This is a genomic window from Chryseobacterium flavum (assembly GCF_003385595.1).
GTDB lineage: Bacteria > Bacteroidota > Bacteroidia > Flavobacteriales > Weeksellaceae > Chryseobacterium > Chryseobacterium flavum.
Genome location: NZ_QNUE01000007.1, coordinates 262,070 through 275,014, shown reverse-complemented (window position 1 = coordinate 275,014; position 12,945 = coordinate 262,070). Strand labels below are relative to the sequence as shown.

Here is a 12,945-nt window from a genome sequence, read left to right as displayed (position 1 = left end):
CTTAAACTGTAATCCTTCTGGGTACGTTTAATGTACGTGGATGTTAATGTTTCTGCCATAACGATTCTTTTTTGTGTATCGCTATTTCAGGACGAGACATACTAATGATAAAAAAACAGCAGGATATTTCTGCTGTTTTTTTATTTCAGACTTTATCCGGTCTTTGAATTGCTAAATATTATTATTTTAGTTGAGAGAAACCATATGCTTTCTAAGGTTCTACTTGTCCCTGTCCTTAAGAATCTCTTCAATTTCTTCCATCGAAAACCCTTTCGCTTTTAATAAGATCAAAAAGTGATACAGCAGATCTGCAGCTTCGTTTTTAAATAGATCATCATTATTATCTTTAGCTTCAATCACCAGTTCTACAGCTTCCTCTCCTACCTTTTGGGCCACTTTATTGATTCCTCTCTGGTAAAGCGAATAGGTATAAGAATCTTCAGCTTTGGAATCTATTCGCTGCGCTATTTTTTCTTCCAGTTCATATAAAAATCCTTTGGTATTTTTTTCTCCGAAACAGCTGAAACTTCCCGTGTGGCAGACTACATTCTTTGGAACAGCTTTAATCAAAACTGTATCCTGATCACAATCTGTATCAATACTTTTTACCGTTAAAAAATTACCCGATTCTTCACCTTTTGTCCAGAGTCTGTTTTTGGAACGGCTGAAAAAAGTAACAATTCCTTCTTTTTTTGTTTTCTCAAAGGCTTCTTCATTCATATAACCGAGCATAAGTACCTGTAACGTTCTGCTATCCTGAATAACTACAGGCACAAGGCCGTTATCTTTATTAAAATCTATTTTCATCGTACTTCAATTTTTTGTGTTTTTAATTGTTGTTTCAATTCCTGAATCCCTATTTCATTAAAATGGAAAATACTGGCAGCCAATGCACCTGTAGCCTTTGTTTCATTAAACACTTTAACAAAGTCATTTGTTGTACCTGCCCCTCCGGATGCAATCACAGGAATACTGACTGTTTCAGCAACCAGCCTGGTAATGCAAAGATCAAAACCGTTTTTAGTACCATCACCATCCATAGAAGTCAGCAGAATTTCTCCTGCTCCCAGACGAGCAGCTTCCTGCGCCCATTCTACAGTATTAAGTTCTGTTGCTTCTCTTCCACCTCTGATATGAACCAGATCCTTATCTCCAACTTGTCTTGTATCAATGGCTACCACAATGCACTGGCTTCCGAATTCTTTGGCAAGGTCAGAAATGAGCACCGGATTCTTTACTGCTGAAGAATTGATACTGATCTTATCCGCGCCCGCTTCCAAAAGCTTTCTGACGTCTTCTACAGACGAAATTCCGCCTCCTACAGTAAAGGGAATACTGAGTTCTTTTGCTATATCTTTTACCAGTTGTTCAAAGGTCTTTCTATTCTCAATAGTGGCCGTAATATCCAGGAAAACAAGTTCATCGGCTCCTTCCTGCTCGTATTTTTTAGCAAGTTCTACAGGGTCCCCGGCGTTTTTAAGGTCCTCAAAATTGACTCCCTTCACGGTAGATCCGTCTTTAATATCCAGACATGGAATAATTCTTTTTTTAAGCATTTTCAATAAAATTTTGAAGTTGTGGTAAGCTTATTTTTCCCTCATAAATCGCTTTCCCGATAATTGTTCCGGCACATCCGATATCTTTCATTTTATAGACATCGGTGATGCCTGAAATGCCTCCGCTTGCTACCAGCTGAACTGATGTTTTATGTAAAATCTCAATATATAACGCTGTTGAAGGGCCTTCCAGCATTCCATCCTTTGCAATATCAGTACAAATAGCGGTTTGTATCCCTTTTTCCTGATACTGAAGGATAAAATCAATGATATCATTGTCACTTTCTTCCAACCATCCGGAGGTTTTAATTTTTCTGTTTTCACAGTCAGCACCCAGGATAATTTTCCCAGCACCATACCTTTCTATCATTCTAAAGCAAAACTCAGGGTTCTGAACCGCAATACTTCCTAAAGTAATCTGTTTTGCTCCGGAATTAAAAGCTGTTTCAATATCTTCCTGAGTTTTTAAACCACCTCCAAAGTCAATATGTAACGAGGTAGACCCGGCAATATTTTCCAGTACCTTCTGATTCATAATATGCTTTGATTTTGCCCCGTCAAGATCTACCAAATGAAGGAACCGAATGCCGAAGCTTTCAAATTCTTTTGCCACTTCTACAGGATCTTCATTGTATATTTTCTTTGTATTGTAATCTCCTTTTGATAAGCGGACACATTTCCCGTCGATAATATCAATAGCCAGAATTATTTTCATGATTATAAATTTATAAAGTTCTTAACAATCTGATTTCCTACTATTCCCGATTTCTCAGGGTGAAACTGTACTGCATAGAAATTGTCTTTCTGCAGAGACGCGCTGAATGGCAGTATATAATCACAGACAGAAGTTGTAAAGTCAGAAAGCTCACAATAGTAGCTGTGAACAAAATACACATCATTACCCCTTTCAACCCCCGAAAACAATGGTGAAGCATGTTTCGAAAGTGTATTCCAGCCCATATGCGGAACAATATCCGTTGATGGAAATTTTCTGACATTGATGTTAAAAATTCCCATTCCTTCTGTATTTCCTTCTTCATTTTCGCCGCACATCAGCTGCATGCCCAGGCATATTCCCAAAACCGGCTGTTTAAGCTCCGGTATCAGAAGATCAAGTTCTTTTTCCTTCAGCAGTTTCATTGTGGATGAAGCTTCTCCTACGCCTGGAAATATCACTTTATCCGCCTTTAAGATCTTTTCAGGATCATCCGTTATTATCGAGTCAACATTCAGTCTGTTGAGGGCATTCTGAACGGAGTTTACGTTTCCTCCGTTGTATTTTATTATGGCGATCATATTTATAAACTTCCTTTTGTAGAAGGTAAACTGTAATTAGCATCCGATTGATTCACTGCCATCTTAATGGCTTTTGCAAAGGCTTTAAAAATGGATTCAATTTTGTGGTGTTCGTTATCGCCTTCTGCTTTGATATTCAGATTTGATTTTGAGGAATCTGTAAATGATTTAAAGAAGTGAAAGAACATTTCCGTAGGTACATCTCCTATTTTCTCTCTTTTAAATTCAGCATCCCAAACCAGCCATGATCTTCCTCCGAAATCAATAGCCACCTGAGAAAGACAGTCGTCCATGGGAAGCAGGAAACCATATCTTTCAATTCCTTTTTTCTTTCCTAATGCCTTTAAAATGACTTCTCCGAGAACAATTCCGGTATCTTCTATCGTATGGTGCTCGTCTACTGCAAGGTCTCCTTTTACCTTGATGGTAAGATCCATATTTCCGTGTCTGGCAATCTGGTCCAGCATGTGATCAAAAAAATGAAGTCCGGTTGTAATATCTGATTTTCCGTTACCATCAAGATTAACTTCAATTTCAATATCAGTCTCATTGGTTTTTCTGGATACTTTCGCCTTTCTCATTCCTGATTTTAAGAACTGATAGATCTCTGACCATTTTGATGCAGACAGCTCTGCTTCGCTGTTTAAGTTCTGATTAAGATAAATAGCTTTAGCCCCAAGATTTTTAGCAAGTTGCACGTCAGTACTTCGATCACCAATTACATATGAATTTTCAAGGTCGTAATTGCCATACATATATTTCCCAAGCATTCCAATACCTGGTTTTCTGGTAGGAAGATTTTCGGATTCAAAGCTTTTATCAATTAAAATATCACTAAAAACGATTCCTTCGTTTTCAAATGCCTGCAGCATTTTTTCCTGTGGTTTTATAAAATCTTCTTCGGGAAAACTCTCCGTTCCCAATCCATCCTGATTGGTAACCATCACCAATTCGTAATCCAGTTCATTGGCAATTTTTGACAGGTTCTGGAAAACTCCCGGATAAAATTCAAGCTTTTCCAGAGAATCTACCTGAAAATCTGCAGGAGGTTCAATAATTAATGTTCCGTCGCGGTCTATAAAGAGTACTTTTTTCATTTTAGATACTTTTCAAAAGGTTAATCAATTTTTCATTTTCTTCACGGTTTCCCACATTGATTCTTATACATCCGGGAATCGCAGGGTCTCTTCTGCTGGTAAGAATTTCTTCTCCCAGCATTCTTGTATACACGGCATCAATATTTTCCATTTTAATCAGAAAGAAATTGGCATCCGTTGGAAAAACCTTTGTAATGCATGCAATTCCTTCAAAGTGCTGCTTCATCCACGTTCTTTCCTGCAGGATACGGCTTAGGTTTTCCTGAAGTCTGCCTTCCTTCTCCAATGTCTTTAAAATCAGTTCCTGGCTCAATACATTCACGTTATAAGGTGCTTTCACTGTATTGATCAGGCTAATAATTTCTTCTGATGCATAGGCCATACCGACCCTTGCTCCAGCAATTCCCCAGGCTTTGGAAAACGTTTGCAGGACAATCAGATTGGGATATTTATTCAGAAGTTCAATACCTGACTTTCTTCCGGAAAATTCAATGTACGCCTCGTCTACCACTACAATTCCGTTGAAATTCTGAAGGTAAAATTCAATATCATCCACACTGTTTCCGGTAGGATTATTGGGAGAGCATAAAAAGAAAATTTTAAGTGAAGAGTCATCTGCCACCTTTAAGAAATTGTCTTTTACGATTTCAAAGTTTTCATCCAGATCCAGTTTCAAAACTCTGTTTTCATTGATTGCTGCATAGAAACCATACATAGCAAAAGACGGATTCATCATCAGAATGGCATCTTTTTTAGGCTCACAGAAAATTTTGATGATAAGATCTATGAGCTCGTCGCTTCCGTTTCCTATGGCGATCTGTGAAGGTAAAACGTTTTTAAACTCCGCAAGCCTGCTTTTAAGTTTTTTCTGTGTAGAATCCGGGTAACGGTTGCATTCTCCAAAAGGACTTTCATTCGCATCCAGTATTACCGGGGAGCTGAATTCATTTTGATCCCTGAAACTGATGTAGGGCTGTAATTGTAATATATTTTCTCTTACCAGAGTCTTGATACTATTATTTTTCATTGCATTGATTTTCATTTCAAACTGATTGAATCTTATTCTGCTTAAAAGCTTTATTTTTCTTAATGGTTCAATTTTTTTCCAATCTTATGGATACTGCATTCTTGTGCGCAAACAGCCCTTCCGCTTCTGCCATGAGCTCTATTGTTTTTCCCAAGTTCTGAAGCCCCTCTTTTGAAAGGTGCTGGAATGTGATTTTCTTCACAAAGCTATCCAGGGATACTCCGCTGTAATTCTTTGCATAACCATTGGTAGGAAGCGTGTGATTGGTTCCGCTGGCATAATCTCCCGCACTCTCACAGGAATAATTTCCCAGGAAGACCGAGCCTGCGTTCTCAATCAACGAAATATATTTTTCAAAATCGGCGATAGCCAGAATAAGGTGTTCCGGAGCGTAAAGATTGCTGAATTCAAGAGCTTCTTCCAAAGCATTCACTAAAACAAAAGAGCTGTTTTCCAAAGCCTGAGCGGCCAGTTCATTTCTTGGCAAGTCTCTGATTTGCTGCTCAACAGCACTGATTGTTTCAGTAAAAACTTTAAGATCTGTAGTGATAAAAACCACCTGGCTGTCACTTCCGTGTTCTGCCTGTGAGAGAAGATCTGCCGCACAAAATTCAGGAACAGCCTGTTCATCAGCTATCACAAGAACTTCACTTGGACCAGCAGGCATATCGATGGCAACTCCATATCGCTGGGCATATTCTTTGGCCGCAACTACAAACTGATTTCCGGGTCCAAAAATTTTATTGACAGCAGGAATACTCTCTGTTCCAAAAGTCATCGCAGCAACTGCCTGTGCTCCACCTGTTTTAAAGATTTCTGAAACACCGCAAAGATTTGCCGCATACAGGATCGCTGGATTGATGTTTCCATTTTTATCCGGCGGCGAGCACAATATAATTTCTTTACATCCGGCCAGATTAGCAGGAACTGCGAGCATCAGCACCGTAGAAAACAAAGGCGCTGTTCCTCCAGGAATATAAATCCCGACTCTTTCTACAGCACGGTTTTCACGCCAGCAAACGACACCTTTCATAGTCTCAATTTTCTGAATTTCCTGCTTTTGGGAAGCGTGAAATTTTGAAATATTCTCTTTAGCCTGCTGGACAGCCTTTTTTAATTCATCACTAACCTGTTTTTCTGCATTTTCAATTTCTTCTCTGGTCACTGAAATGCTTTGAGTGTCTGCTTTATCAAATTTATGATTGAACTCTATTAAAGCTTTGTCCCCATTTTTTTTAACTTCAGTAAAAATTTCTGTAATAAGCGCTGAGATTTCTTTCTGTTCCAGGACAGGACGTTTTACTAAGTCTTTCCAGCTGTCTTTTGTGGGATATCTGTATATTTTCATTGTATCATTTTTTAAATAACCATTTTATCAATCGGAATGATTAGTATATCCTGTGCTCCGCTATCTTTCAGTTCATCAATTACTTCCCAGAAGCGCTCTTCATCGATAACGGAATGAATGCTGCTCCACCCTTCTTCTGCAAGTGGAATGACCGTAGGACTCTTTAATACGGGGAGAACATTGGCTACTTTCTGTATTTTTTCATTAGGGACATTCATCAGAATGTATTTCGAATTCTTTGCTTTCAGGACTGCCTTGATTCTGAAAACAAACTTTTCAAGAATGGCTTCTTTTTCATTCGACAACTGAGGGGTTTGAGCCAAAACAGCTTCCGATTTCAGTAAAGTAACCGTTTCTCTTAATCCGTTTTTGAATAGAGTACTTCCGGAGCTCACAATATCACATATTCCGTCTGCAAGACCAATATTAGGCGCTATTTCAACGGAACCGGAAATAACGTGAATATCCGAAGAGATTCCTTCTTTTTCTAAAAATTTCTTGAGGGTATCAGGATATGAAGTGGCAATTTTTTTACCCTGGAAATAAGAGATTTCATCAGTTTCCACTTCTTTTGGAACGGCCAGAGAAACACGGCATTTTGAAAACCCAAGTTTCTGGATTGTTCTGATATTCTTACCTTTCTCAATTAGGAGATTTTCGCCTACGATAGCCACATCTACCACTCCGTCTTCAAGGTATTGCGGGATGTCTGAGTTCCGGAGGTACATGATTTCCATCGGAAAGTTATCCACTGAAACTTTTAGCTGATCTTTACCGTTGTTGACAAAAATTCCGCAGTCTTTGAGAAGCTGAAGGGATTCTTCGTAAAGCCGGCCACTTTTTTGGATTGCAATTTTTAATTTACTCATTTTGCCTTTTTTTGGGTCCGAGCAAATAAAAACTGATCTGTTGAAACTTCTGAGGAGAATTCAGGAAACAAAAAAACCGTCTATTTACTCAGACGGTTTTAATTATTTTTGATTTTAGCACATACTTATATCAATCAATTCCGTCTAGCAGAGATGATGATGATAATGATGTAATGCTAAAAAAGTTGGTTTCATTGTATTGAATTATGATGCAAATGTAGGGTTTATTTTTAAAATACAAATATTTTTCAAATAATTTTTTGATAAAAGTTCATCAGCTCCCTTGCAATCGGTTCGTCATTAAATTTCTGAACAAACTCAAGACCCTTTTCTTCACGACGTTTTCGCTCAGATTCATTTTCCCATAGAAATTTTAATTTGGCCCGGATATCAAGATCGTTATCCGGATTCACATACACAGAGTCTTTTCCGCCCGCTTCCGGCAGACAGCTGGTATTGCTGGTAACAACAACCGTTTTGGAGAAAAGTGCCTCAATGACAGGAATTCCGAAGCCTTCAAAGAAGCTTGGATAGACAAAAATATCCGCCAGTTTATAAAGACAAGCCAGCTCATCCATGGAAACACCTTCCAGAAACACAACCTGCTCATCCATTTTATTTTTTTTCAGGTAACTTTTTATCTTCTGATAATATTTTGTTTTTCTTCCCACTACAACAAGAGGAATTTCTGTTCCGCTGATTGCTCTTACAACGTTCAGAAGATTTTTTCGATCTTCTATTGTTCCTACATTGAGTACAAATCTTTCGGGAAGCTTAAACTTCTCTTTTACAGCCTGCATCAGCTCAGGAGACTGCTGTTCTTTAAATGCATGATGACATCCCTGATAAATAACTTCAATCTTAGTCTCAGGAACTTTCAGATACTGAATAATATCTCTTTTGGTCTGTTCTGAAATGGCAATGATCTTATCTGCTGTTTCAGCTGCTTTTTTAAACTTCCAGAAATGGATTTTTCTGTCAAAAAAAGAATAATACTGCGGATATCTTACAAAAATCAGATCATGGATCGTAACTACCTTTTTAATAGGCTTTTGATCCCATTTTAAGGGAAGTTCGCCGGATAAACCGTGAAAGATATCGGCGCCATGCTTCTGGGCCTCCCTACCCATTTTAAGTTGTCGCGAAAAGTTTCCTTTTGAGGTTTCAATAAACTGAACATTCGGGCGTTTCAGGATCTCCTTTCCACGCTCAGATTTATTTTTGTTGAGCAGCAGATATTCGTTATCCGGCTCATACTCAGAAAGAATCCTTATAAGATCTCTTGAGTAATTTCCCAGACCTGAGGTATTGTGGAAGAACCGTTTTGCATCAAAGGCAATCTTCATCGTTGTATCTGTTTTTGAAATTCCTGAAAGGTCCCGAATGTATGGCCTTTATCTTTCAGCCATCCTACAAATGAATCAAATCTTGCCACCATATCATTTCCTGAATTTTTTACAGTAAAGCCAGGCAGCTTAAATGCTTCATCCTTAATTTCTGCAAATTCCCACGGATGAAAATAAATATTCAGATATTGATCTTTCTTTAAAGTATCTGAAGCCAGCTTTTTATAAAATGATAATGGAAAGTTATGAAAACTAAGCCAGAACAGTGGAATTCTGAAATTAGGAGATACAGAAGCCGGAATCTGAGTTACATTTCCTTCTTTGAAATAAGTTCTGGATACTTTTAAATTATTATATCTTCCCGGCAAAAATGTAGGATTTACAGATGAATTGTATGTATACCCTGCCTTTTCAACTTCTTTTTCGTCTACAGGCATCATTCTCGGCATTCTTAATCCGGTAACCTTTGCCGAAAATAATTCTTCCAGTTTTTCTCTTGATTCTTTCAGGTGTTTGTCTTCAAATTCTGAATGAAACCAGGTATGGGAAGCCAGTTCATGTCCTTCTTTTAATAACCTTTCGATAAGGTGTCTGCTGTTTTCTGCAAAGACTACTGTAGAAAAAAAAGTAGCTTTGGCATTATGTTTTTTAAGGATATTGAGAATTCTCTCCAATCCTGTCTGTGAAATTGAAATCTGCTTTTCAAAAGGAATTTCACCTTTATATTCTAATGGCATATCAAATTCTTCGATGTCAAAACTCAATAAAACCATTCTAAAAATTTTTGTTTTTAATAATATAATTAGGTCTGTCTTTCACCTGCTTAAATATTTTACCTAAATAAATTCCCATGATCCCCATGATGATCAGCTGAAGGCCTCCAAAGAAGACAATCGTCATGATTAATGAGGCCCAGCCTGAAATCTCTGTTTTTGCAATAAATGAATGAATTACATATATTCCGTATCCGATAATAGAAACTGCAGAAAACAAAAACCCTAAATATGCAGCCAGATAAAGAGGCTTTACACTGAAGGCAGTAATTCCCGTAAATGCAAAAGTGAGCATTTTTTTAAAATTATAACTGCTTTCGCCGCATAATCTTTCATCTGCCTTAAAATCAATTCCGGTCTGTTTGAAACCCATCCAGCTGGTAAGCCCTCTTAAAAAAAGATCATCTTCATTAAAATTGCGCATCACATCCACTGCATTGGCATCCATCAACCTGAAATCTGACCCGCCACCTTTTGTTAAATTAACATCGGATAAACTTGATAAAATCTTATAAAAAAAGTCAGAAGTCTTCCGTTTAAAAAAAGATATTTCCTTAGGGTATGTCCTGATCGTAAAAACGATATCAAATCCTTCTTCCCACTTTTTGATCATCTCAGGAATGAGTTCCGGCGGATGCTGGAGATCTCCATCCATAGATACAACAGCATTCCCATTGGCATGATCCATTCCTGCTTTTACAGCAGGCTGATGTCCGAAATTTCTGGAGAACTCAATGTATTTTACTTCTTCAAACTGTTGGGACAGTTCTTCCAGTTGTTGCTGAGTATTATCCCTGCTCCCATCATTAACAAAAATGACTTCATAATTATAATTTTCCAACCCGGAAAACACATCCCTGATTCTTTCATGGACTAAGGCAACGTTCCCTTCTTCGTTATGGGCCGGAATTACAATTGAAATTTTCTTCATGAATTAGTATGATAGTTTATCAGTATACTTTTTTGTTAACAGCTCCCAGGTTAACCTGAACCAAATGACAATGCATGGCAGCGCCTTAATTGAATATTTAAGAATAAAATTATCTTTTACACTTTTCGGAAACAGATCAGATGTTGAGAAGCATGTGAACAGGATAAGAAATACCAACATGCCAATCACCAACGGACTTTTCTTTTCCTGGATAAGAAACCAGATTACCGCACCCGCTACTGCTATAATATAGGTAGGCGGCTCTGAACTTGAGCTGAACAATACTACGAATAATAATGAAGATGCTAACACTGACAGTTTAAAGCCCAGGTATTTATACTGGCTGATTCTCAGATAAGGCAGAAAGAAAAGGGGAACTCCTATTGCTAAAAACAACATGTTGGGAATTGCCGGGTTTCCCAATACTCTTCTCACAAAACCCATCAGCGAAATATCCTGAAAATTTCCAAGCTGCTGATTTTTCATATTCTTATGTTTAAGTTCTACAAACCAGTCAACATAAGACTGCAGACCAAAGTGTACAGATGAATATAGCATGGGAATTGTCAGAAATGCAAGAGAAATTCCTATAAAAGAAAGGATAAATTTCTTCTTGTTCTCTATAAAAAAGAATGAGGACAGCCCTACGATTCCATATATTTTTACAAAAAAGCCTATGCAGATTGATAATGCTGACTGTACTTCTTCTTTCCTGTATATATGGGCTGCTGAAAGAATAATCAGTCCTGCCAGTGCAACATTAAACTGCTGATGGAGGCTGGACGTAATAAATTCCTGTAAACAAAGCCATAAGAAAAATGATTTATTCCGTTCTGAGAAAGGCAGCTTTTTTACTGCAAGCAGAAAGACCAGTACATTGGCTATATTCCACAAAACCAGCCCTGCCCAGTCAGGAAGCATCGCGAAGGGAGCTATGATAAAGCTAAAGAAAATTCCGTAGTGATTAACATCCAGATATTCAGGATAGGACAGATACAGATTTCTTTCTTTCAGGGTGTTAAAAAAAACATTCTTGAAAATCAAATAGTTATTATAGGCACGCTCTCCTCTCGAATATTTTGATAATGCGGTAGCAATAGCAGTAATAATATAAACCCCAAATATATATTTAGGGTTTACAATAAATGATGAAATTTTTTCCTTCAATGGTCACTGTTTTTGTGGTTGTAAATTATACAGCTACATTATTATCCCTCAAGGCATCATTAAGTGAAGTCTTCTTATCTGTAGATTCTTTTCTCTGACCAATGATCAAAGCACATGGAACCTGATATTCTCCGGCCGGATATTGCTTGGTATAACTTCCTGGGATTACTACAGAACGGGCGGGAACCCTTCCTTTGATCTCAACAGGCTCACTACCTGTAACATCAATAATTTTTGTAGATGCTGTTAATACAACATTAGCTCCCAAAACAGCTTCTTTTTCTACATGAACTCCTTCTACAACAATACATCTTGAACCAATGAAACAGTCATCTTCAATGATTACCGGTGCAGCCTGTAATGGTTCCAATACTCCACCAATACCAACACCACCACTTAAATGTACATTTTTACCGATCTGCGCACAGCTACCCACTGTAGCCCACGTATCTACCATGGTTCCTGAATCCACATAAGCACCGATATTTACATAAGATGGCATCATAATTACGCCTGAAGCTACAAAAGAACCTTCTCTCGCAATTGCATGAGGTACAACCCTTACTCCCTTTTCTGCATAATTTTTCTTTAAAGGAATTTTGTCATGAAATTCAAATGGACCTACTTCAATAGTTTCCATCTTCTGGATTGGGAAATACATTACGACTGCTTTCTTCACCCACTCATTTACCTGCCATCCGTTTTCTGTAGGCTCAGCTACACGAAGCTCTCCCGAATCAAGTAAAGAAACTACTTCTCTGATCGCTTTCTGGCTGTCTTCATTCTGCAATAAATCTCTATTATCCCAAATGTTTTCAATTGTTTGTTGTAACGACATGTTTCTTATTTAAATTAGTTTGAAAAATTATACTGGCCAAAGATACAAAAAAGTTCAGCAAAACAGGTTTTAACTTTATGTTTTAATAAAGCCCAACATGCGTCCAACAGACTTTTTGTAAACGCTGTAGGCTGATCCGTGTTGTACCAGAAGGTAAGCTTCTTCAAGCCGGATCTGAATTTGCATCAGAATACTGCCGGTAATGAGAAACAAGAAGGCAATCATCGTAGGAAATGTAAAGAAAAAACCTGTAAGACTCATTGTCATTCCCAGAAATACCGGATTTCTTGAGAAGCGGAATAATCCATGGGTAATCAGTGGTGTTTTCAGTTCGTCATCAATTCCTATCCGCCATGAATTCTTCATCTGAATCTGAGCAATAAAAACCCAGATAAAAGCAATAACCATCAGTGATATTCCCAAATACTTTAGCAGAGCAATATTCAAAAAGCGGATCTGAAATATAGAGAAAACGGCATCCGGAAATATGAGTATGAATAAGGCATAAATGAATAAAGAAAAAATCGTGATCTTAAAGTAAAGACCAATCAGTCCGTAGGCAGAATCATCTTTAGGAAGAACATCAGGATTCTTGCCGATTCTCCGGGCGACTAAAATACTAATCCCTAAAAAAGAAACACCAAAGAAGAAAATAAAGTAAAATGGTATAAAAAATCTTATGAAATCTGTCATAGTA

At 37.7% G+C, this 12,945-nt stretch carries 14 protein-coding genes; all 14 read right to left on the bottom strand.

All coding sequences use genetic code 11. The features are described 5' to 3' along the window. Positions 1-219: 219 nt before the first annotated feature. Positions 220-807: a bifunctional phosphoribosyl-AMP cyclohydrolase/phosphoribosyl-ATP diphosphatase HisIE gene (gene hisIE / locus DRF59_RS11425; RefSeq protein WP_115959777.1), complete on the bottom strand. Its 588-nt coding sequence runs from the start codon at positions 805-807 to the stop codon at positions 220-222. Next, positions 804-1,556, bottom strand: coding sequence for an imidazole glycerol phosphate synthase subunit HisF (hisF, locus tag DRF59_RS11420; protein WP_115959774.1), 753 nt, complete (start codon positions 1,554-1,556; stop codon positions 804-806). Before hisF ends, hisIE begins: the two co-directional genes overlap by 4 nt. Next, positions 1,549-2,271, bottom strand: coding sequence for a 1-(5-phosphoribosyl)-5-[(5-phosphoribosylamino)methylideneamino]imidazole-4-carboxamide isomerase (hisA, locus tag DRF59_RS11415; RefSeq protein ID WP_115959771.1), 723 nt, complete (start codon positions 2,269-2,271; stop codon positions 1,549-1,551). The genes hisF and hisA overlap by 8 nt, the downstream gene beginning before the upstream one ends. 2 nt (positions 2,272-2,273) lie before the next feature. Continuing rightward, positions 2,274-2,852 carry an imidazole glycerol phosphate synthase subunit HisH gene (hisH, locus tag DRF59_RS11410; RefSeq protein WP_115959768.1) on the bottom strand — a complete coding sequence of 193 codons (579 nt, stop codon included), beginning with the start codon at positions 2,850-2,852 and terminating at the stop codon, positions 2,274-2,276. 2 nt (positions 2,853-2,854) lie between these two features. Further along, on the bottom strand, positions 2,855-3,949 hold the full coding sequence (gene hisB / locus DRF59_RS11405; RefSeq protein WP_115959765.1) for a bifunctional histidinol-phosphatase/imidazoleglycerol-phosphate dehydratase HisB: 1,095 nt from the start codon (positions 3,947-3,949) through the stop codon (positions 2,855-2,857). A 1-nt stretch (position 3,950) separates the two neighbouring features. Continuing rightward, positions 3,951-4,976, bottom strand: coding sequence for a histidinol-phosphate transaminase (hisC, locus tag DRF59_RS11400; protein ID WP_115959840.1), 1,026 nt, complete (start codon positions 4,974-4,976; stop codon positions 3,951-3,953). 67 nt (positions 4,977-5,043) lie between these two features. Continuing rightward, positions 5,044-6,324, bottom strand: coding sequence for a histidinol dehydrogenase (gene hisD, locus DRF59_RS11395; protein ID WP_115959762.1), 1,281 nt, complete (start codon positions 6,322-6,324; stop codon positions 5,044-5,046). An 11-nt stretch (positions 6,325-6,335) separates the two neighbouring features. Next, positions 6,336-7,193 (bottom strand): ATP phosphoribosyltransferase, encoded by an 858-nt coding sequence (hisG, locus tag DRF59_RS11390; RefSeq protein ID WP_115959759.1) that lies wholly within the window; start codon positions 7,191-7,193, stop codon positions 6,336-6,338. Positions 7,194-7,441: 248 nt separating this feature from the next. Then, entirely contained in the window at positions 7,442-8,539 is a 1,098-nt protein-coding gene (locus tag DRF59_RS11385; protein ID WP_115959756.1) for a glycosyltransferase family 4 protein, read from the bottom strand. Beyond that, positions 8,536-9,312: a polysaccharide deacetylase family protein gene (locus tag DRF59_RS11380; RefSeq protein WP_115959753.1), complete on the bottom strand. Its 777-nt coding sequence runs from the start codon at positions 9,310-9,312 to the stop codon at positions 8,536-8,538. The genes DRF59_RS11385 and DRF59_RS11380 overlap by 4 nt, the downstream gene beginning before the upstream one ends. 1 nt (position 9,313) lies before the next feature. Further along, positions 9,314-10,243: a glycosyltransferase family 2 protein gene (locus DRF59_RS11375; protein WP_115959751.1), complete on the bottom strand. Its 930-nt coding sequence runs from the start codon at positions 10,241-10,243 to the stop codon at positions 9,314-9,316. A gap of 3 nt (positions 10,244-10,246) precedes the next feature. Then, entirely contained in the window at positions 10,247-11,410 is a 1,164-nt protein-coding gene (locus DRF59_RS11370) for a glycosyltransferase family 87 protein (RefSeq protein ID WP_115959748.1), read from the bottom strand. 25 nt (positions 11,411-11,435) lie between these two features. Next, positions 11,436-12,248, bottom strand: coding sequence for a 2,3,4,5-tetrahydropyridine-2,6-dicarboxylate N-succinyltransferase (locus DRF59_RS11365; protein ID WP_115959745.1), 813 nt, complete (start codon positions 12,246-12,248; stop codon positions 11,436-11,438). A gap of 75 nt (positions 12,249-12,323) precedes the next feature. Continuing rightward, entirely contained in the window at positions 12,324-12,941 is a 618-nt protein-coding gene (locus tag DRF59_RS11360) for a methyltransferase family protein (RefSeq protein ID WP_241505568.1), read from the bottom strand. Positions 12,942-12,945: the final 4 nt, after the last annotated feature.